The following is a 19,606-nucleotide window of genomic DNA, read 5'->3' as shown; positions in this document are numbered from 1 at the left end:
TCCCTCTCTCTGTGAAGGAGATAAACTTTACTATCCCAATCATCGCGACGTCATTATCGGCTTCGTTGGCGTAATTTATACTACGCTGCTTGAAAATTGTCAAGCAAAATTCTGCGGCGCCCGACCCCGCCGAGAGCGCGTAAAAAATCGGAGCGGCGCTGCGTCAGCCTCCGCTCCGGCGCTTGTTTCACACCGCAAGCCGGTCAGTCTTTTTTCTCGGCGGGTTTTTCCTCCGCGGCTCCGGGAGTCTTTTCGAGCGGCGCGGCCGGAATGCCGGCGAGATTTTCAAGCGCCCTCTCGTTTATTTTGACATTGATCTTTTCCCTGAGCTTCTCGAGTTCCTTGTTGACGTAGCTCAGTTGCATGCGCTGGATCACTTCCTGTTGGGCCTCTTCGAATGAGAGCTGCTTCTCGCCGCGGCGTTCGAGGACTTCGACGACATGCCATCCGAGCTCCGTCTTAACGGGGCCGACGAGAGTTTTTTCACGCGCTCCCTCGATCGCCTTGTCTATCTCTTCGGGCATGACTCCCTTCTCCATCCATCCGAGGTCTCCGCCGCGCGCCGCCGTGTTGGGGTCGCGGCTGTATTTCTCGGCGGCCTTTGCGAAGTCCTTGTTTTTGTAGATGTCGAGGATGACGTCGGCGGCATCCTTCTCCGCCGAGGTCATTATGTGGCGGAGATGAGCCGCCGGACGCTGCACGAATTCGCTCTTGTTCTCATTATAATAAGCCTTCTGAGCCTTCTCGCCCATATCCCACTTCTTGCTTAACTCTTGAAGGTAGGCTTCGAGGAGAATCTGTACTTCCTGCCATTTTATCTTGAGGGCGACGTCGCCGCGCGACGAAATCCCGCTCCGCTTCGCGCCTTCGGCGAAGAGCATCGCGTCGGCCATCTGTTTGGCCATATCGACGCGCTCCGGCAGCGTCGACTGTTGAAGCATGAGGCCGACCATCATCGCGTTGTCTCCCGCTGTGTTCTGCAGCAGGCTCAGGACCTCGCTCTGTTTCAAAGACTGCGAGCCGACAGTTACAACCGTTTCATCCTTGTCGGCCGCGAAGGCCGACGCCGCTATCGCCGCGGCGGAAAAGAAGACGAGGGCGCCGGACGCAAATTTTTTCCCTAATGACATTGCAAATTCCTCCCGTTATTTTTCTGTCCAACGCGCAATATGCTATCACAAAAAGGCAAATCCTGAATCTATTTTCTCACATTTCTTCATGTGATTTCCTCCAACAATATAGTACAAGCTACATGCTCAAGTAAAAAAACCGGAATCAGCTTTTTCATGCCAGTATACCTCCAATCGCAAAGGAGCCACAGACAGCAAAGACCAGCGCTAACAGGTTGCGTTTGACAGCCGCTGGAAAGGCCACGAAGCCGGGGGGGATGAGCGTGATAGAGCTGACGACGGCCGCAATTGCTATACCAAGAACACCGGAGCCGCTGCTCAGCAGTTTCGAGATCGTTCCCTAGTTCAAAATTGATAGCATCATGCAGATAATCAGCAGTACCGTCAAAAACCGTGGTCAGCGCCGCCTTGACGAGATCGGCTTTAGGCTGTTGGGACGGCAACTCCTTTGGTACCATGGAGATGGCACCGCTGGGACACGCATTGGCATTGGCATTGGCATTGGCATTGGCACAGACACTACAGCCGATGCATTTGTCCTCGTCGATAATTCTGTTTTCGGTGTCCGCCGCCCCGGTAGGGCAAACATAAAGACATAGGCAGCAAACTTCCAGCTCGGAACCTTACACACAGGGCAGATTTGTGGAGGGCTGTCGCCCACAAACATAAAGCCGCAAATGGTGCAGACATATACACCGGTATTCCCCAGTATAGCTTCGCCCTCTTTTTCGTAGCGGGTCAGCATAGACTTAAGGATGCGCGTGGCCTCCTCGCTTTAGATCAGCGCTCGCAGCACCCCACAATCCTTGTGGTCGGATTAGACGGGTTCGCTGCGGGGAACCCGTTTTCGAGGTCTTTCTCTATGAGATTGAGCAGCCCCGCAAACGAGGGATTATTCGCCAGAGCCGACACAGCTTTATAATACCAGGCAAGCTCGGTGAACAACGCGGCTTCTTCAGATTTGTACTGTTTTGCACAACCCCGTGCCAAATTGGAGCAGAGAATGCTCATCTCCAGCAGCGTCAGCTCCTTCCATATCCGTGGGAGTTTCCATAACGTGCAGAGTTTTCTTCATGGACGCTTGTGATCTCTGCTCTCTGAATTCGCCATCAGCCGCACCGCAGAGGGGGCATAACCAGTCGTCGGGCAGGTCTTTCCACTTGGTTCCCGGCGCAATACTCACTTCGGGGATGCCCTTTGCCTCGTCATAGATGAAGCCGCAGACGGAGCAGATATATTTTTTCATTGCATCAACCTCCTTTGTTTTCTTGCTATTCTTGTTATAACCGCCATGAAGAAATTGTCCATGAAAAATCATCATCCACATGACTTTAATGGTGTTTGTTCACGATGGATACGGCATCAGAACATCAGAGTTTTAGGCATGATCGTTCCCGTTAAAATGCTTATCCACCGCGCTTACAGCGGTTTTGACTGCGGCTACACTGCCGAATATACCAAGGCATACCATGTGCTGCGGGCAATTGCCTTGTATTTCAATTGCGATCACGTCGGCTGCCTTTTCAGCTATGTCACAAGATACAATGATGTCTGCCACCGATCCTTCACATAGACCTAATGCAGTGTATTCCCGCCTGCCAAGCGCTTCAGAAACGCTCTTGTCACATATCCTGCGATTAACAAGTTCAATAGTATTTTTCTGTGTGCTGGTAATTATTTTGGTTTTCAACATATTCTCCTCCTGTACATCAGCAATTACAGTGCGGCTTCAAATACCCTATATCGCTTATTTTTCTCCGCACTCATCCGCGTGCTCATGCTCGTGACAGATGGATCCGTGGACTTGAGATCGCCTCGCAAATAGCTTTCCACGGCGACCTTTGCGTCGCCCTGCGCGCCGACGATGACCTCGATATTCCGCTCATTGAATATCTCCACAGCTCCGTCGTCCATGCCGCCAGCGATGATGACCTCCACGCCCATGTCGCCGAGGAAATTCGGTAGAAATCCGGGCTTGTGTTCGGGGTTGGGGATGCTCTGCGCCTAGGTCACGACGCCGCTTAAGCTCTCATAGATATTGAAGTTTTCGCAGTGGCCGAAGTGACCGGCCACCATGTTTCCCATGCTTGCAACAGTGATTTTCATAATGTTATCCTCCATTATTTCGGCTCGCGCCTTTATTTGTTTTCCGATGCCAGTTTCTTCATCAAGCCATCCAGCCAACCGACGTCGAACAGCTCGATCCTTCCGGCATCACATGCGGCAGCCAGCTTGGGATCGATAGGCAAACGGGCAACAGTCTGAACGCCGTGCTTTTCGGCGATTTCGTCAATGTGGCCTTCTCCGAACACGCGGATTTCCTTTCCGCAGTCCGGGCATGTAATACAGCTCATACTCTCAACCAGGGCGAAAACGGGGATATGCATCATCTGGGCCATGTTGATCGCTTTTTCCACAATCATACCTACCAGTTCCTGCGGGGATGCAACGATGGTGGGGCCATCCACAGGAATGGACTGGAATACCGTGAGCGGAACATCGCCGGTTCCGGGCGGCACGTCAATGAACATATAATCCACATCGCCCCAGATGACGTCCGCCCAGAACTGCTTGGCCGTTCCGGCGATAAGCGGTCCGCGCCACACCACCGGATTGGTTTCATTTTCCGTCAGCAGATTCAGCGACATGATGGAAATCCCGATTTTGGTTTTCACCGGCTAAAGCCCAAACTCGCTGCCCTAGGCCTTTTCGCGCAGGCCAAGCGCTTTGGGTATGGATGGGCCGGTGATGTCGGCATTCAGAATGGCTGTCTCAAACCCATCACGCTGTGCCAGCATCGCCAACAGGGGTATGACAATGGATTTGCCCACGTCGCCCTTACCGCTGACCACGCTGATCACCTTTTTGATATGGCTCAGCTCATGTGGCCTTGCCAAAAGGCTCTCTTTCGTCCTCTTGTTGTAAGTCTCGTTGCAGCTCTAGCAGTTATGCGAGCAGTTTTCGCTTATGCTAAATGCCTCCTCACAGTACGATTTCTTAACCGCTGCTGGCTAGATAATACCATATTGCTCCACACCTGCGCAGTGGCAGATGTAAAAAGACGCAGTATACTAACTCAGTTTTTTCGCCGCAGATGCAAGATGCAAGCCTTTTCTTGCCCTCGCCATTAGGGTTCAGTTTTATGAAGTGAAAGCCCCAATCAAAACATCAGGATGAAACCACTCCATGATGTTCAGAACCCATTTATGGGAGCAACCGCTTACAAGCGCCCTGCGTGGGCCGTCACGAATCAGCAGATACTGCTCATGCCGGAAATCGTCCGGCGTCAATCCTGGTCTGTGCGATGCATTCAGGCCAGCGCTGTCCGTTTGATACGGCCGCGGGGAGCTATTACAGGTAAACAGCTCCAATTCATCTTCGATTCGCGTGTGATCTGCCACAGATATAAAGCGCGGGTCGCCGCTGAACGCCGGGGCAAGGCCAATAATAACGTTCCGCACCGGAATAATGTGGCTCAAAGGCATGGCAGCTTATATATCGGCGCGTTTTTATTGATCTCCATGACCTGCGGATGCGGAGTCCACCTCCGTGATCATAGTGTCCGTGTGAAAGAACCGCTATGCCACATTGCTGAGATTGACCCCAAGCGTCCGGGCATTTCGCGCGAACAGATCGGTCTGCCCCATATCAAAAAGGAGCTTATGGCGTTCTGTTTCGATATACAGGCTCAAGCAGTGCTCCGTCAGTGCGTCGGGGTCGTACCTGCGTATTCTCCAGCAAAACTTTAATATTCAACATAGCTATCCTCTCTCAACAGCGCGATAGTGTTCTTGAAAACATCTCTGAGCGCATCCCTTGCCGGACAGTCAACTGATGCAAGGCTGTGTCCTGCGTTGATAGTGGCAGATGCCTGCTTATCAAATGGGATCCGCCCTACAAAGGGCACGCTCTTTTCTCGGCAATATCTTTCGATGTCCTCCATCTTTTCCATACAGACATCGTATTTGTTAACGCAGACCGCGACTTTCGCCATGAGTATGACTGCAGTTTTCAGAATACGCTCCATGTCATGGATACCGGAGAGCGATGGTTCGGCCACAATGAGCACCAGATTCACTCCGCTGACAGAAGCGATGACCGGACAGCCAACACCGGGGGATCCATCAATCACGGCAAGCTCCGAATCCGGTGCTGCACTTATAAGGGCCTTTTTAACTCCTGTGACCAGCTTGCCGGAGTTTCCGCGGCCCATTTTGAGCTTCGCTGTGGAAAACACGCGGCTGTCTTTATACAGCATCTGTTCCCCGGCGACGTCATCGCTCATGGTCACGGCGCTTTGAGGGCAGACATATTCACATACGCCGCAACCTTCGCAGGCGTATTCGTCGACCTCGCATATCCCGTCTCGCAGCACGATGGCGTCAAAACGGCAATTGTCGAGACAGGCCCCGCAGCCGACGCATTTTGGGGGATCAATGAAAGCCTTTTGAGAACCGAAATAATCCCAGCGTTCCGGCAGAGTGTTCATCCCTGCAACCAAATGCAGGTTCGGCGCATCCACATCACAGTCGGCAAAGGCTTCCGCGTTCAGGAAATCGATAAAAGCGGCAGCCACAGTGGTCTTGCCCGTACCGCCTTTGCCGCTGAGGATCAGCAGTTTTTTCATACGCACGCCTCCTTTCGGATATCGTCGAGAAGGCTGTGAAACAGTTTCGCGTATTTGCTGTCAGCAAGAGCTGCGATCTGGCCGCTCGCACCCAGCCAAGCCAGCTTTTCACTGTACGGGATGCAGCACAGCACGGGAATACCGTGTTCCCGGCAAAAAATATCGAGCGCAATATATTCCCCGTCTGCCTTGTTGATGACCACGCCGCAGGGCTTATGAAGTAATCTCACCAGTTCATAGACCATCTTAAAATTATGTAGGCCGAAGGCGGTAGACTCTGCCACCAGCAGGCAATAATCTGCGGATTGAACGCTTTCCATCACGGAGCAGGCACTTCCTGGAGGACAGTCAATAACGGTCAGTTCATCCGCATTGGATGCCTCGGCAAGCGCAGCTTTGATGATGGGAATGCCGGACGCTTCGCCCAAATCCATACAGCCGGTGACGACGCGGACGCCACCGCTCTCTCCACACTCCACGACTCCCACCGGCTTTTCTGTCTCCGATATCGCGCCGGATGGGCAAAGCAGCCTGCACCCTCCGCAGGAGTGGCATACCTCTGAAAAAAGCATGGGTTTGGCCTTTACGTAGACCAGAGCGTTAAAGCGGCAGAAGCCCACGCACTTGCGGCAGCCCGTGCATTTCTCGGCGTCAAAGGCGGGTTGCTTAGTGGTGACAGTTTTGCTTGTCAGTCTTTCAGGCTTCAAAAAAAGCCTTCCGTTAGGCTCCTCAACGTCGCAGTCGATATAGGTGGCGCTGCCTGCTGCTGCCGCCAGATTCACCGACACAAAGGTCTTTCCGGTCCCGCCTTTGCCGCTTAAAACCGCCAGCTTCACTGGCGGCCGTGAAAGCCTGCTTGAAACTGGGTCATAAGTGTAAGCTTTCCCTCTTGAAAGGCGGCAAGGTTTTCGGCAGTTCTAAGCCCTTCGGCCTTATGGATCTTTATCTGGGCGGCATTCAGCACATCTGCTGCATTTTGACCGCAGCGGAGAGCGAGCAGAACGTTGGCGCCGCAGTCCACGATAAGCTGCGCAGCTTTAAGCCCAGCACCTCCCTGTGCTTCGGCAGCAGTATTGGCGATATATTCCGTTGTTTTTCCCTCGGTATCGTGCAGCATAAAGTAAGGTGCCCTGCCAAAGGAGACACAGACGCTGCTTTCCGGTTTTTTCTCATCTACGGGAATCACTATTTTCATTGGTTTCCTCCTTCCGTTGTTTCCATCCGACCACGGCGGTGACGATGACACCCGCTGCAGCCGCAATATGGCTCGTTGCCCTCACAAAGCCGGTATTCACCTCCGCTGATCACGAGCGGCTTGCCTTCTACCAGTGAAATGGACAGCTTTTTTCGGGCATCGTTGTAGATCTGTTGTGCGGTTGTGCGGGCGATGTTCATATAACCCGCACACTCCTCCTGGTTGAATCCTTCGTGGTCAATAAGGCGAATCGCCTCATATTCGTCCACCGTCATCATAACTGCATCACCCGAATGAAAAGGCTCGCCTACCGGTGCGAATTCAGTACGAACCGGCAAACAACAAACTTTTCGCCGCTTTTTCGGTCTTGGCATGGTTCACCTCCTGTCACAGCGGCACAGGAGCGACCCCCTATGCCGCTGCAATCAGCTTACATCTTTGCTAATTCCTGTTCGACGGCATTCAAAGCTTCCTGAAGCAAGCTTTTTCGAGCCAGCAGACAATCTTTCGTGCTTCCTGGTAGCATTCGGCATAACCCCATACGGCGGCCAAAGCCGTGTCCGAACTGCATTCCTTTCCTCAAGCTGGGATTGCCTGCACAAGCCCCACGGCCTAAACCGGTTCTTGCTCCCAGTCCCATCGGACCTGTTCCATCCATTCTAGACATGGTTTTCACCTCCTCCGCCTCAATCGAATTTATGACATATGTCATTTTCAGGTTTAGCCTATCATAGTTTTCGGCATATGTCAATAATATCTCTGGCTTTTATTTGAAAGTAACAGGAAACTAAAACTTGATAGCGGGTATAAAGTTTGCTCCCAATCATCTATCGATTCCGATGATCGGGAGCATTTCTTGATTATCGCCGAATGATGCGCTTTCCGCATCCCCGGATCTTTATTTTATTTTTTCGCGCCGACCGTGAAATCGAAACTTTCACCGCTGCGCTTTATAGTTATCTTGTCTTCCGCGGAAATTCCGCCTTCGAGCATCCTGTTGGATATTTCGTCCTCGATCATCTTCTGTATCGTGCGGCGAAGCGGGCGCGCTCCATATTTCGGATTGTAGCCCTTGTCGAGGATAAGCTCTTTCGCAGAATCGTCTACTACGACTTCTATATTGCTGCCGTTCGCCCTTTTTATGACGTCTTTGAGCATTATGTCGACGATCTTCAGCAGCTCGGGCCTGCCGAGGGGGGAGAATACGAGTATCTCATCGATGCGGTTCAGGAATTCCGGACGGAAGGTCTTCTTCGCGGCTTCCAGTATCGTCTCGCGCATCTTGCGCATGTCCGCGTCGCTTCTTTCGTCCCTGCTTCCGAAGCCGAGAGCACGGCCTCCCATGCCGTCGGAAACGCCGACGTTGCTCGTCATTATCACGACGCAGTTCCTGAAGTCGGTGACGTGCCCGTGCCCGTCGGTAAGGCGCCCATCCTCGAGCAGCTGGAGCATTATGTTGAATACGTCCGGGTGGGCCTTTTCTATCTCGTCGAAAAGAACGACCGAGTAAGGCTTCCTGCGCACCGCTTCTGTCAGCTTGCCGCCTTCCTCGTAGCCGACATAGCCCGGCGGCGCGCCTATCAGTTTCGCCGCCTCGTGGCGCTCCATGTATTCGCTCATGTCCATGCGAATCATCGCGTCCTCGCTGCCGAAAAGGAATTCCGCGAGTGAACGTGCGAGTTCCGTTTTGCCTACGCCGGTCGGCCCGAGGAAGAGGAAACTCCCGACGGGGCGCTTAGGGTCTTTCATGCCGCTCCTTGAACGGCGCACCGCACGCGCCACGGCGCAGAGCGCTTCGTCCTGTCCGACGAGGCGCGTGCGCAGCTCCTCCTCCATGTGCAGAAGTCTGCGGCTCTCCTCCTCCGTGAGCTGAGTCACCGGTATGCCGGTCGTTTCCGAGACTATCGAGGCGATGTTCTCCGCGCTGATGTCCGGCTTTATCCGGCTCTGCGCCTGAGTCCACTCCCTGCGCATCTCCTCGTAGCGCTCTTTTGTTTTGCGCTCTTCGTCGCGCAGCAGCGCCGCCTTTTCAAACTCCTGACGCGCCGCGGCGGATTCTTTTTCCTTGCGTATCCCCTCGATATTGCGTTCGAGCGCCTTTATATCGTCCGGCAGCTCGAGCGTGTTTATCCTCGCGCGGGCCGACGCTTCGTCGATAAGGTCTATAGCCTTGTCGGGCAGAAAACGGTCGGTTATATAGCGCTTCGACAGCGACGCTGCGGCTTCGAGCGCCGCATCCGTTATGTTCACGCCGTGGTGCGCCTCGTATCTGTCGCGCAACCCCGCTAGAATCTGCACAGTTTCCTCTTCGGTGGGCTCGTCGACCTGCACGGGCTGGAAACGCCTTTCCAGCGCCGCGTCCTTTTCGATGTATTTGCGATACTCGCTGATCGTCGTCGCACCGACCACTTGGAATTCTCCGCGCGCGAGGCTCGGCTTCAAGATGTTCGCCGCGTCGACAGCTCCTTCAGCCCCGCCTGCTCCGACTATCGTGTGTATTTCGTCTATGAAGAGAATCACGTTTTTCGACTCGCGTATCTCATGTACGAGGCGTCTCATGCGCTCTTCGAATTCGCCGCGGTATTTAGTGCCGGCGACGAGGTTCGCCACGTTCAACTGCATCACGCGCTTGCCCCTCAGTATCTCCGGTATGTCGCCGTTGACCACCTTCTGGGCGAGCCCCTCCGCTACGGCCGTCTTTCCGACTCCCGGCTCGCCTATCAACACGGGGTTGTTCTTAGTGCGGCGGGACAATATCTGCACGACGCGGCGGATTTCCTTTGATCGCCCTATGACCGGATCGAGCTCGTTTTTTCTCGCCATCTGCGTGAGGTCTATAGCAAGCTGGTCGAGCATCGGCGTCTTTTGGACGACCGACGGCTGACGCGGAGGCTGCCATTCGAAACGCGGCTCATCCTGCGGCTCTTCCCGTTCCTGAGTGTCTCCCTCCGTCTCGGCCGCAAAAAATTTGCGGCAGTCCTCAAGGTTCAGGCCGTGAGCGGAAAGCAGGCGCGCAGCCATTCCCTCCTCCTCGGCGAGCAGGGCGAGGAAGATATGAATCGTTCCAACGTAGGCGACCCTCATGCGCGCCGCTTCACGCACCGCGAGAGACATAACGAGCTTAGCGCGGTCGCTCATCGGAAGGTCGACCTTCTCTTCACGCGGAGTACCGGCTCCGGCGTATTTTTCTACTTCCTTTACAAGGGCGTCTGCCGTAAGGCCGTACTCTGCAAGAAGGCGCAGAATATAGGTATCTCCGTCGAGCAAAAGCCCCAGCAGGATATGTTCCGTGCCGACGACCTCATGCCCCATTCTCAGAGCTTCGTCTTGAGCTATCTGAAAGGCGCGCTTGCCTCTTTCGGTGAAATCAGGCCTCATTGTCGTTCGGGCTTTCTCCTTCCTGCGCCGTTCCATTTTCCGCCGCATCTTTTTCCAAAGCCGGGTTTTTCAGCTCGGATATTCTGTCGCGCAGCTTTGCGGCAAGTTCGTAATTTTCGTTTTTTACAACCTTCTGCATCTTGCGCGTCAGATCGGCGATCTCCTCCTCAAGCGTCATCTTCTTCTGTACTCGCGCCGGCTTGGCCATCGGCGTGCTTTCAAACATTGAGCTGGGCAGTTCCGCTCCGCAATGCGGGCATAGACGCGGCTGTTTTGCCTGCGGCTGAACGCCGCGTAGAGCGGGCAAAACCAATTCTTTGAACGCTTCTTCTATACCCATAAGGCCTTCGAGAGAAAATGAAAGCCTCATCAAATTCGATACGTCGTCGGTACGCAGGCTGTTTTCGGCGCATTCGCGGCATAGATGTCGTATACAGCGTTCTCCGTTGATAACAGTAACAAGGTGTACCTCAGCGCGCTTAACTTTACACTGGTCGCACAACATGGTGCCGCCCCCTAACTGAGCGCAAGGCTCGTAAGTAATTTTTTCAGCAGGGCCGCTCTCATTATTTCGCGCTTGTGAATCGAAACGTCGAAAAGAGCCCTGCCGTTTTCATCCTGACTGCGGAGCGCGACTTCTATCAACAGCCGCTCGCGGGCAGATAAAAGCTTCCTGTTCTGCAAGTTCATCAGAAGCCGCTTCGACTCCTGCTCCGAAGTGCGGCTGCCGATAAGGTCCTGGATGTGAGTGACCTCCTCGTCGCAGTTTTTGAACGTCAGCTGCACGACACGGATATAGCCGTGGCCGCCGCGCTGGCTTTCCACAAGGAAGCCGTTTTCCGGCGCAAATTTGCTGCGCAGAACGTAGTTTATCTGGCTCGGAACACATTCAAAGAGCTCGGCCAGATCTTTCCTCCTCAAAGAGATAGCACCGCTCCCATTTTCTTCGAGAAGCTGTTCGATATACTCTTCTATCTTGCTCGTAAGGCTCGATGCCGACACAGTCTTCACTCCCGTTTCATCGGGAAAATATCTCCCGCATGAATTTTACAAATTGGATTATATATCTTTGGTCAGTATTCGTCAATATTTTTATGAAAAGAATTTGCTTTTTTCTCAATGGCAAAACTAAACGCGATAAATCGAAGCTAAGGACGACGCATCAATTTCTGCAAAAAAGCGACGAGAAGCCTTGCCATTTCTGCCTCTCTTCGCGCGTATTGGACGAGGCGAAGCCGGCTTCACCTTTCTATGAGCTCAGCGGTTATTTATCTTCCAGGCACTCTTCCATGTAGCCGAGCCCGCAGTGCAGATGTTTTTCCACAGCGCTGCGAAGCTCGTCGCGGTCCTTGTTCTTTATCGCGTCGATGATGGCGTTGTGTTCGTCGTAGAACTTATCGAAGAATTCCTGCGACGATATCCAGATGAGCCTCGCGTATCTGAGGTTGTTCCACGTCTGCTGAAGTATCTCTATCATGATGTCGTTATTGTAGAATCTGAAGATGTACATATGGAAGAGGTCGTTGGCTTCAAGCAGTTTCTCAAGGTCAGGCTTGCCTCCGGCGAAGGAGTTCGCCAAATCCTTCATTTGATTGTTGAGGGCGGTCAGCTGCGGAATGTCGCTGCTCTTTATGAACGGCAGCGCTCGCTCGGCGAGCGTTATTTCCAACAGCGATTTTACTTCCTGCAGCTTGCGGAATTCCTGTTTCGATATCTTCGATATTTTCCATCCCATCCGCGGCACGTACTGCACGAGCCCCTCCTTCTGAAGTTTCGACAGCGCTTCACGCACCGGCGTCGTGCTGACCCCAAGCTCCGCGGAGTACTGATCGATGTTTATTTTTTCGCCCGGAAGTATCCTGCACGACAGTATCTGCGCTTTTATGCTTTCATAAGCCAGCTCCCCGAGTGTCGGCACTTTTATGATATTAGGCATTTCGCTCCTCCAACGAACTTGTAGTTTTTATGCTCCCCGTTTTCTTGAGTTTATTATAAAATATTTCCGCAAATAAATACAAGGCGGCAGGCTGCGCAAAAAATTCATAGGAACGAACTCTGCGCGCCCACCGCCTTAACGCACCCCGCTTAGGGCGGTCCGTTCAGAACGGACCGAGCTTTATGAACGTAGCTATCAACAATCCTACAGCACCGACTACCATCAGCATCGCGTAGAGCGGCAGCACCCAAGTCAGAGCATAAACGCGAAAACGAGCGCGACGGCGCTGAGCGCTGCGGCGGACGCGTCCTTTATCCCTATCGGATATTTTTTGTATCCGCTGTCGCGCCTGCGAAGTTCGAAGCCGCGAAGCTGAGCCGCGATCGCGCTGTTTTCCGTGCGGCGGACACAGGAGAGCATTAGGGGCAGGCAGAGAGGCGCGACAAGCGCCGCCTTCTTCAGCGGATTGCGTACGTCGAAGTCCACGCCGCGGGCGCGCTGAGCCTCCATGATCTGCGCCATTTCCCCGGCAAGAGCCGGTATAAATTTAAGCGTCGCCGTGAGCGCGAAAGCGTATTTGTATGGCAGCCGGCAGTTCTGCACGAGAGAGTTGGCGAGGTCGCCGCGTTTCGTCGCCGAAAGAGCGAGCATAAGGGGCAGCGACGCCGCGATGAGCTTCGCGACCATCAGCAGAGAGAAGAAAACGCCCTCGTCCGTTATCCTTAGCGGACCAGCCCTGAATATCACATTTCCTCCTCCAGCGCAGAGCAGCTGAATCAGAAAGAGGAGAGTCGATATCTTCGCGAGCAGCAGCGCCATAGACAGGGCTTTTCTGCCGAGGCCGGAAAGCGCCGCCGCTAAGATGGTGAGAACCGCTATGAAGAGCGCTCCGGCGACGCTTTTGACGGCGAAGGCCGACATGCCCGCGGCGAACGCGATGATCAACTTAACCGACGGATTGATTCTGTATATAAGGCCGTCACTGTCGGTGCATTCAAAAAGCCCATCCATCTACGCCACCATCCTCTTCCGCTTATTTTTTATTATCTCGGCCATCTCGTAGGCCGAGGCGGCTTTCGCGAAGTCTCCGCCGAGCAGCGCGGCGATCTCGCGTATCTCCGTCTGCCGCAGCGAAGATCTTTTCATCAGCGCGCGGTCGGAAAAAATCTCCTCTACTGGCGCGTGCGCCGTTATTCTGCCGCCAGCTACGACGAGCATTTCGTCGGCCGTCTCCTCGGCGAGTTCCATATCGTGCGTGACCATGAGAACGGTAGCGCCGCGTCTGCGCGCCTCCTTGAGCTTCTCGGCGGCGACGGCGTACTGGCGGGCGTCGAGTCCGGACGTCGGCTCGTCCGCTACGAGTATTTCCGGCTTGCGCACGAGTACGGAAGCCAGCGCAAGCATCTGGCGCTCGCCGCGGGTCATGCTGAATATCTCCCGCTCAGGCGCGAAGCCGAACTCTTCGATCGTCTCCGAGAGCGCGAGCTCCGCTTCCCTGCCGCCGAGAGCTGTGTATTTGAGGCCGAAGGCCATCTCTTCGCGGACGGTCGAACGGCATATCTGCCGGTCGGGATTCTGGAAGAGAAAGCCTGTGAACGCGGCGAAGCGGGCCGTTTTTTCTTTTGACGTGCTTAAGCCGTTGCTAATGACTTCTCCGCTGACGGGACGAAGCAGCGCGGCAGCCAAACGACAGAGCGTCGATTTGCCGGCGCCGTTTTCTCCGGCGAGCGCGGTAAAGGAGCCCTTTTGTATGCCGAACGATACGTCCGTCAGAAGATTCCCCTCTCCGCAGCCGTAGGATACGTTTTTGAATTCGATTACCTTCATTGCGCCATTCCCCTTATCATTTCCGCAGCACTCGGTATGTTAAGCGGCGTTCCTCCTCTGTAGAGCCCCTCGGCGGCGAGTCGCCCGCTCAGCTCGGCCCTGCGTGGGAGCATGACGCCGGCGCTCCTCAGAAGCTCCGTTTCGTCCATCACCTGCTGCGCGCTGCCGTTCAGTACCGCGCGACCCTCGGACATCACCGTCATATGCGTCGCGAAGCGGCAGAGGATTCCCGGCTTCTGTTCAGCCGTCACTATCGTCACGCCGCGCGAATTGAGAGCTGAAAGCGCTTCGTAAAGGCTCTCGGTAGCCACCGGATCCAACTCCGCCGAAGGATTGTCAAGTATGAGCAGCTGCGGCGAAAGCGCTATCACGGCGGCAAGGGCAGTTTTTTGTCTCTGACCGCCGGAGAGTGACGATATTTTTCTTTTCCTCAGCGGCGCGAGCGAAAACATTTCCATAACCCTTTCGATGCGCCCTTCTATCTCGCCGTGCGGAACGGCGAAGTTCTCAAGCCCGAAAAGAATTTCTTCTTCGACCGTTTCGCAGATCATCTGACTTTCGATATCCTCGCCGAGGAAACCGACTGTCGCAGCAAGCTTCTGCGGCGAGGTGTCAAGTGTGTCGACGCCGTTAACCTTCACCGCGCCGAAGAACCTCCCGCGCATGAAGTGAGGCACTATTCCCGCAACCGCTCGCAGAAGCGTGCTCTTGCCTGAACAGCTTGCGCCGGTCACGCCGGCAAAAGAGCCCTTCGGAATGTGCAGCGAAAGGGAGCTGAGAGCTTTTTTCTCACTGCCCTCATAGATGAACGAAAGATTCTCGATGCGAATCATCGTCAGTGCTCCTTCTTTACGTCGGCACGGATGCGCATCGCCGCCGCTACCGGCAGGTAGAGGAGCTGCACGATGAGAGCGTTGACTGCGGCAGTGCCGAAGATTATTCCGAGAAATAGCGCAAGAGGGGCCGGAACTCTGCTTCCGCCTGAGAAGAAAAGTGCGTAAAGTAGAATCATGAAAACGCCGCCGCTCACCACCGTCGAAACGAACGTCGACAGCGCGGGCATCAGAGCCCCGCCGGCGCGGCGCCCGGCCATCACGAAAAGCGCCATCACTGCCGCTCCCGCCGCCTCGCTCGGGAAGTTAAGGTAAGGAGTGCCAGGAAAAAACTGGCAGACCGCTCCTGCGAGCAGCCCAATGATGAGCGCATCCTTAAGCTTCGGTTTTACGAGAAGTATCGCCAGGCAGTACATCGCGATGATGAAGTTCGGCTTCATGCCCGCCGAAAATATCGATCCGATGAAAAACTTCATCACCGCGCCCGACGCAAGCAGCAGCGCGACGAGCATAATCTGCGATACCGAAAGCCCCGCCCCCGCCGCCTTTTTCTCTGCCGCCACCGTTCTCTCATTTGCCGCCTTAATTTCTTTGCCGTTCATTCTCATCTGTCCTTTCTGATCTTGTCTGTTCTGGCTTCTGTCTATAAAAAACTGTCCTTCGATATGAATCGCTCATATCGAAGGACAGATTTTCACTTATCTGCGGTGCCACCCTCATTGGCCGCACAAACGGCCCGCTCGAAGAGCGCTATCACGCTCCCGCGCCTTTCACGCTGCGCCTGCGTTGCGCCATACTCAGGATACCCCTTTTCCGCGCACCCTCGGCGGTCCATTTGTCTCCCAGCATCTCCCGCGGTTTCTCAGCAACCCCGCTCTCTGTAAGGCGCATCCGGAAACTTTATCTCCGCCTCATCGGTTTTGATATTCAACTTGTGCGAGAGGATACAGCAGCTCTTTGAGTTTGTCAACCCCTGATTTAAAAATTTTTATTTCGCGCTGCGACAAAAATGATAATCGGGCAGTTTTTAACGCTTTGTAAATGTTTTTTCTCTCAGAGAATTATATCGCGTCAGAATCCACGCCGCAGAAAGATTTTTTGGATGCCTCCGGTCAAAACGGGCAAAACTTTTATGCTTCCGCCGCCACCTTCGCATATAGTATATGAAAGCCGCTCGTGTGTTTGCGTACGAGTTTATAACCGGCGTATCCCTCCGCTATCGCTTCTATCTGCGCCGCCTTGTCCCTGATGTTAATCTGCCTGTGCCCGTGCGTCCAGATAGGCAGCAGCGACGGCCTGAAATCTTTTTTAAGTACGTAGCGCAGATAGCCGCCGTAGACCGCTTTAAGCCCGATGATTCTGAAATTACAGACAAGGATGTTGTTCAAGCTGAAAATGTTCTTCGGCGAGACGGTCGTCACGAGCGAAGTGTGTTCTCTCGAAACAATGTCCTCGACAAGGTACTGCGTCAGATACTGTACGTTGTTGCCGCGATACGCCCAGTCGACGACGCAGAAGCCGGTGACGGCCGGAAACTCGTCGGCGCCGAAATCCATCTCGTATTCCTCGGCGGCCTCGTTCGCCCACGCGCAGCTCATCTTCACCGTCCGCGCCGCTACAAGTTTGTCCCCGCTGCGTATGCCGACGGCCAGACCTTCGCCTCCGAGGAAGCGCTCTATTTCCTCATATGGACTTGGTACGAATATTTCATGCGAAAGCCCGTTCGCGACTTTGTTGTGAAGAGTTGCCGTATCTTCAATATCCTTCGGTCCAAGCCTGCAAAGTTCACATTTTTCGATCTGCGCCGCGCCGTCCGCGCGGTGACGTCTGATAAATATCTTGAGAGAGTTGTTCTCTTTGAATAGATTCAAACGCATTCCCCCTTATCTCAATAAAAATACAGGAAAAAGTATAACGGAAACGTGCGGAATCGTTCAAGTGCGGATAAGTTATTCTTCACGTCTACGCAAGGGGTATAAGGATAGCGAAGGGTAACGGCCGATTTGGGGCAGGCGAGGAAACGTCGTCGTCACCGAACAGCCGAGAGACGCAACTCCCGGCATTTAAGCCGCTGATGCTACGTCGGGCGCGCGAAGAGAATCAAAAAACCCCCTCTGTGACATACGGCGGGGTTTCAGTTTAACGAAATTTAACTGTGGAGGCGGCACCCAGACTCGAACTGGGGATGGGGGATTTGCAGTCCCTTGCCTTACCACTTGGCTATGCCGCCGTACAACAGGGAGAAGTATAGCAATCAACGCTCTGAGTGTCAAGAAAAACACGAAAATTGCACTCCCCTTCGCCGGAGGCGCTTCGAAATTTCGTCCCGTCGCCTTATAGTGAAAATTTTATCATCCCGTCATAAAATTCACATATTTAGTTCATAGAATATTCACAGCCGCCTGATATCCTTTACGTAACGCATCGGGCAGCTTTGACGGTGCGAAGAAGATACGGCTTACGCTCCTTTGGCGCCGCTTCTTCCATAAACCCAACAGGAGGCCGAAAACATCGCTGCAGTTTTCGGCCTGGATAATGAGAGCGCTTCGCGCATTTGGAATATAATTGACGAAATTAATGAGGAAAGCGGCGGTTGGAGATGAATATTTTGATAATAGAGGATGAACGCGCGATAGCCGAGGTCGAGAAGGCGTATATCGAGCGCGACGGGCACAGCGCCGAGATTGCGGGGGACGGCGTGACGGGGCTCGCGATGTTCAATTCGGGCAATTTCGACCTTGTGCTGCTCGACCTGATGCTGCCGGGCATGGCCGGCGCCGACGTCTGCACGGAGATTCGCCGCAAATCGAACGCGCCGATAATCATGGTGACTGCAAAGAGCGGCGAGGACGACATCGTCGCGGGGCTCGACGCCGGCGCCGACGATTATATCGTAAAGCCCTTCTCGCCGAGGATCCTGATGGCACGCATCCGAGCGAATCTAAGGAGGGGCGGCGAGGAGGGCGCGTCGACCGGTCTCATCAAGGTCGGCAGCTCTCTCGTGATCGACCCGCAGAATTTCACCGTTAAGAAGAACGGCGAGGAAATATCGCTGACGCGCAATGAATTCATGATTCTCTCGAAGATGGCTTCGCGCCCTGAAAAAACGTGGAGCCGCGACGACCTCATCACCTACGCGCTCGGCTACGAGTACGAGGGCTTCGAGAGATCGATAGACAGCTATATAAAAAATATCAGAAAGAAGCTCTGCGACGCGGAGCACGACAACGGATACATCCGCACGGTGCACGGCTTCGGATATAAAATTTCGGACGTCTCGAAATGAGCGTGAAGCGCTCGCTGCGGACGCAGCTGATATTCCAGTATATGGTGATCGTCATCGTCTGTATGCTGATTATACCGACGGCTATTTCCGAGCTGCTCGACATGCAGTTCAGAAATTTCGCGTCCGAAAGGCTGCGCGAAAACGAATCTGAGATCGCGGAGCTATTCGCGGCGCTGTATGTTCAGAGCGGCTCATGGGACATCTGCGCGCTTCTGCCGATGGACGCGGATTTCCTGCGCTGGCCGATGGTCACTGTGCAGCTTACCGACGAAGACGGCGGCGAGGTGCGCACCTACAGCAGGATGTCGAAGCGCGAAAAGAGACGCGGCAAAAGCAAAGAGAATGAACCGGAGATTCTAAAAGAAGAGCTGATCGTCAGCAACCGCGACATACTGATCGACGGCCGCCGCGTCGGCGGGCTGCGCTTCTTATGCGTCCCATTCAATTTCAGCCCCGAGGGAGCCTTCCTCAGAAAGTTCAACCGCATCATGTACTACGCGGTGGCCTTCATGCTCGTGACGGCCGGCGCGATAGCCTTCTTCATGGCTTTCAGGATAAGCCGCCCGGTGCTCAACGCGGCGAAGCGCGCACAACAGATCAGCCGCGGAAACTATCAGATAGAAGACAAGATGGAATCCGACATAACGGAATTATCGATCCTCATCGATAGCGTCGACCGCCTCGGCAGCACGCTCGAAGCGCAGGAAAAACTTCGCCGCAGGCTGCTGAGCGACGTGGCCCACGAGCTGCGCAACCCGGTGACGATAATAAAATCTCACCTCGAAGCGATAGAGGACGGCGTATGGCAGCCGACTCCGGAGAGGATACGCCTTACCGTCAGCGAAGTCGACCGCCTTTCACAGCTTATCAAGGAGGTCGAAAGGCTGACGAGCATAGAAAGCGCCGGACATGCTCTCGCGCTCGAAAAGGTCGACGTCTCTCAGATCATAGAAAAGGCCGCGCTCGTCTTCGACCCTCTTTACAAAAACAAGGGAGTGACGCTGAAGCGCGAGGTAGAGGTCGACGTAGCCGCGGTCGTCGACGCCGGAAAGATCCGCCAGGCGATAGAGAATCTTCTATCAAACGCGCTGCGCTATACCGACGCGGGCGGCGAGGTCTCCGTCACGATGAAGAAGGAGGGCGGAGATTTCACGGTCGAGGTGCAAGACAGCGGCATCGGGATTTCAGATAAGGACCTGCCGTATATATTCGAAAGATTTTACAGAACCGACGTGTCCCGCGCGAGAGCGAGCGGCGGTCTCGGGATAGGGCTCGCGATAGTGAAGGCGATAATCGACGCGCACGGCGGGACTATATCGGTAAAAAGCAAAGCCGGCGAAGGAAGCCGCTTCACGCTGAAAGTACCGCGCAAGGATATCGAATAAAGGGGAGTG

The 19,606-nt window shown here is 54.3% G+C and carries 21 protein-coding genes, 1 tRNA gene and 1 pseudogene; 2 read left to right on the top strand and 21 right to left on the bottom strand.

Annotation, left to right across the window (positions count from 1 at the left end):
• Positions 1-203: 203 nt before the first annotated feature.
• From EH55_RS05815 to EH55_RS05715, 21 genes and pseudogenes are all read right to left on the bottom strand, one after another.
• Entirely contained in the window at positions 204-1,130 is a 927-nt protein-coding gene (locus EH55_RS05815) for a peptidylprolyl isomerase (RefSeq protein WP_037975631.1), read from the bottom strand.
• A 397-nt stretch (positions 1,131-1,527) separates the two neighbouring features.
• Positions 1,528-1,875, bottom strand: coding sequence for a rubredoxin-like domain-containing protein (locus EH55_RS14865; protein WP_354378700.1), 348 nt, complete (start codon positions 1,873-1,875; stop codon positions 1,528-1,530).
• A gap of 210 nt (positions 1,876-2,085) precedes the next feature.
• Positions 2,086-2,376, bottom strand: coding sequence for a rubredoxin (locus tag EH55_RS14860; RefSeq protein ID WP_081839458.1), 291 nt, complete (start codon positions 2,374-2,376; stop codon positions 2,086-2,088).
• 132 nt (positions 2,377-2,508) lie between these two features.
• On the bottom strand, positions 2,509-2,820 hold the full coding sequence (locus EH55_RS05805) for a BMC domain-containing protein (RefSeq protein ID WP_160170731.1): 312 nt from the start codon (positions 2,818-2,820) through the stop codon (positions 2,509-2,511).
• Positions 2,821-2,846: 26 nt separating this feature from the next.
• A complete protein-coding gene (locus EH55_RS05800; protein ID WP_201769348.1) occupies positions 2,847-3,125 on the bottom strand; it encodes a NifB/NifX family molybdenum-iron cluster-binding protein in 279 nt (92 codons plus the stop codon).
• 143 nt (positions 3,126-3,268) lie between these two features.
• Positions 3,269-3,991: pseudogene (locus EH55_RS14565) on the bottom strand (P-loop NTPase).
• Positions 3,992-4,875: 884 nt separating this feature from the next.
• Positions 4,876-5,757 (bottom strand): ATP-binding protein, encoded by an 882-nt coding sequence (locus tag EH55_RS05785; RefSeq protein ID WP_037975625.1) that lies wholly within the window; start codon positions 5,755-5,757, stop codon positions 4,876-4,878.
• Positions 5,754-6,593: a nucleotide-binding protein gene (locus tag EH55_RS05780; protein ID WP_037975623.1), complete on the bottom strand. Its 840-nt coding sequence runs from the start codon at positions 6,591-6,593 to the stop codon at positions 5,754-5,756. Before EH55_RS05780 ends, EH55_RS05785 begins: the two co-directional genes overlap by 4 nt.
• A complete protein-coding gene (locus tag EH55_RS05775) occupies positions 6,590-6,952 on the bottom strand; it encodes a NifB/NifX family molybdenum-iron cluster-binding protein (RefSeq protein WP_037975622.1) in 363 nt (120 codons plus the stop codon). The genes EH55_RS05780 and EH55_RS05775 overlap by 4 nt, the downstream gene beginning before the upstream one ends.
• Positions 6,949-7,326, bottom strand: a complete 378-nt coding sequence (locus EH55_RS05770; protein WP_037975620.1) for a DUF134 domain-containing protein — start codon at positions 7,324-7,326, stop codon at positions 6,949-6,951. Before EH55_RS05770 ends, EH55_RS05775 begins: the two co-directional genes overlap by 4 nt.
• A 56-nt stretch (positions 7,327-7,382) precedes the next feature.
• The gene (locus EH55_RS05765; RefSeq protein ID WP_037975618.1) at positions 7,383-7,619 is read right to left on the bottom strand and encodes a DUF5320 domain-containing protein; all 237 of its coding nucleotides are present in this window, start codon (positions 7,617-7,619) and stop codon (positions 7,383-7,385) included.
• 236 nt (positions 7,620-7,855) lie between these two features.
• A complete protein-coding gene (locus EH55_RS05760; RefSeq protein WP_037975617.1) occupies positions 7,856-10,330 on the bottom strand; it encodes an ATP-dependent Clp protease ATP-binding subunit in 2,475 nt (824 codons plus the stop codon).
• Positions 10,320-10,700 carry a UvrB/UvrC motif-containing protein gene (locus tag EH55_RS05755; protein ID WP_160170730.1) on the bottom strand — a complete coding sequence of 127 codons (381 nt, stop codon included), beginning with the start codon at positions 10,698-10,700 and terminating at the stop codon, positions 10,320-10,322. Before EH55_RS05755 ends, EH55_RS05760 begins: the two co-directional genes overlap by 11 nt.
• 146 nt (positions 10,701-10,846) lie before the next feature.
• Entirely contained in the window at positions 10,847-11,332 is a 486-nt protein-coding gene (locus tag EH55_RS05750; protein ID WP_037975614.1) for a CtsR family transcriptional regulator, read from the bottom strand.
• A 262-nt stretch (positions 11,333-11,594) separates the two neighbouring features.
• A complete protein-coding gene (locus EH55_RS05745; protein ID WP_037975613.1) occupies positions 11,595-12,266 on the bottom strand; it encodes a GntR family transcriptional regulator in 672 nt (223 codons plus the stop codon).
• 252 nt (positions 12,267-12,518) lie between these two features.
• Entirely contained in the window at positions 12,519-13,277 is a 759-nt protein-coding gene (locus tag EH55_RS05740) for an energy-coupling factor transporter transmembrane component T family protein (RefSeq protein WP_037975611.1), read from the bottom strand.
• On the bottom strand, positions 13,278-14,093 hold the full coding sequence (locus EH55_RS05735; protein WP_037975609.1) for an energy-coupling factor ABC transporter ATP-binding protein: 816 nt from the start codon (positions 14,091-14,093) through the stop codon (positions 13,278-13,280).
• Positions 14,090-14,926, bottom strand: a complete 837-nt coding sequence (locus tag EH55_RS05730; RefSeq protein ID WP_037975607.1) for an energy-coupling factor ABC transporter ATP-binding protein — start codon at positions 14,924-14,926, stop codon at positions 14,090-14,092. Before EH55_RS05730 ends, EH55_RS05735 begins: the two co-directional genes overlap by 4 nt.
• Positions 14,927-14,928: 2 nt before the next feature.
• Complete coding sequence (locus EH55_RS05725) at positions 14,929-15,528, bottom strand: tryptophan transporter (RefSeq protein WP_037975605.1); 600 nt, start codon at positions 15,526-15,528, stop codon at positions 14,929-14,931.
• Positions 15,529-16,056: 528 nt separating this feature from the next.
• Positions 16,057-16,797: a hypothetical protein gene (locus tag EH55_RS13445; RefSeq protein ID WP_051682688.1), complete on the bottom strand. Its 741-nt coding sequence runs from the start codon at positions 16,795-16,797 to the stop codon at positions 16,057-16,059.
• Between the two features lie 285 nt (positions 16,798-17,082).
• Positions 17,083-17,156: transfer RNA gene (locus tag EH55_RS05715), tRNA-Cys, on the bottom strand.
• A 369-nt stretch (positions 17,157-17,525) separates the two neighbouring features.
• On the opposite strand from EH55_RS05715, the gene EH55_RS05710 reads away from it, so the two are divergent.
• Together EH55_RS05710 and EH55_RS13440 are read left to right on the top strand one after the other, a co-directional pair.
• The gene (locus EH55_RS05710; protein WP_037975604.1) at positions 17,526-18,212 is read left to right on the top strand and encodes a response regulator transcription factor; all 687 of its coding nucleotides are present in this window, start codon (positions 17,526-17,528) and stop codon (positions 18,210-18,212) included.
• Positions 18,209-19,597 carry a sensor histidine kinase gene (locus EH55_RS13440; protein WP_051682687.1) on the top strand — a complete coding sequence of 463 codons (1,389 nt, stop codon included), beginning with the start codon at positions 18,209-18,211 and terminating at the stop codon, positions 19,595-19,597. The genes EH55_RS05710 and EH55_RS13440 overlap by 4 nt, the downstream gene beginning before the upstream one ends.
• The last annotated feature ends 9 nt before the right edge of the window (positions 19,598-19,606 follow it).

Origin of the sequence: Synergistes jonesii (assembly GCF_000712295.1) — a bacterium.
In the GTDB taxonomy this organism is placed as follows: Bacteria; Synergistota; Synergistia; order Synergistales; family Synergistaceae; genus Synergistes; species Synergistes jonesii.
Note: the sequence above shows the minus strand (reverse complement) of the source record. Positions and strands in the feature narration are given on the sequence as shown.

Bases quoted from the DNA above. Each gene is read 5' to 3' on its own strand.
- EH55_RS05770 (WP_037975620.1), bottom strand. From the start codon at position 7,326: ATGCCAAGACCGAAAAAGCGGCGAAAAGTTTGTTGTTTGCCGGTTCGT.
- EH55_RS14865 (WP_354378700.1), bottom strand. From the start codon at position 1,875: ATGCTGACCCGCTACGAAAAAGAGGGCGAAGCTATACTGGGGAATACC.
- EH55_RS14860 (WP_081839458.1), bottom strand. From the start codon at position 2,376: ATGAAAAAATATATCTGCTCCGTCTGCGGCTTCATCTATGACGAGGCA.
- EH55_RS05730 (WP_037975607.1), bottom strand. From the start codon at position 14,926: ATGATTCGCATCGAGAATCTTTCGTTCATCTATGAGGGCAGTGAGAAA.
- EH55_RS05745 (WP_037975613.1), bottom strand. From the start codon at position 12,266: ATGCCTAATATCATAAAAGTGCCGACACTCGGGGAGCTGGCTTATGAA.
- EH55_RS05710 (WP_037975604.1), top strand. From the start codon at position 17,526: ATGAATATTTTGATAATAGAGGATGAACGCGCGATAGCCGAGGTCGAG.
- EH55_RS05755 (WP_160170730.1), bottom strand. From the start codon at position 10,700: ATGAGGCTTTCATTTTCTCTCGAAGGCCTTATGGGTATAGAAGAAGCG.
- EH55_RS05725 (WP_037975605.1), bottom strand. From the start codon at position 15,528: ATGAACGGCAAAGAAATTAAGGCGGCAAATGAGAGAACGGTGGCGGCA.
- EH55_RS05740 (WP_037975611.1), bottom strand. From the start codon at position 13,277: ATGGATGGGCTTTTTGAATGCACCGACAGTGACGGCCTTATATACAGA.
- EH55_RS05735 (WP_037975609.1), bottom strand. From the start codon at position 14,093: ATGAAGGTAATCGAATTCAAAAACGTATCCTACGGCTGCGGAGAGGGG.
- EH55_RS13440 (WP_051682687.1), top strand. From the start codon at position 18,209: ATGAGCGTGAAGCGCTCGCTGCGGACGCAGCTGATATTCCAGTATATG.
- EH55_RS05765 (WP_037975618.1), bottom strand. From the start codon at position 7,619: ATGTCTAGAATGGATGGAACAGGTCCGATGGGACTGGGAGCAAGAACC.
- EH55_RS05815 (WP_037975631.1), bottom strand. From the start codon at position 1,130: ATGTCATTAGGGAAAAAATTTGCGTCCGGCGCCCTCGTCTTCTTTTCC.
- EH55_RS05775 (WP_037975622.1), bottom strand. From the start codon at position 6,952: ATGAAAATAGTGATTCCCGTAGATGAGAAAAAACCGGAAAGCAGCGTC.
- EH55_RS05785 (WP_037975625.1), bottom strand. From the start codon at position 5,757: ATGAAAAAACTGCTGATCCTCAGCGGCAAAGGCGGTACGGGCAAGACC.
- EH55_RS05760 (WP_037975617.1), bottom strand. From the start codon at position 10,330: ATGAGGCCTGATTTCACCGAAAGAGGCAAGCGCGCCTTTCAGATAGCT.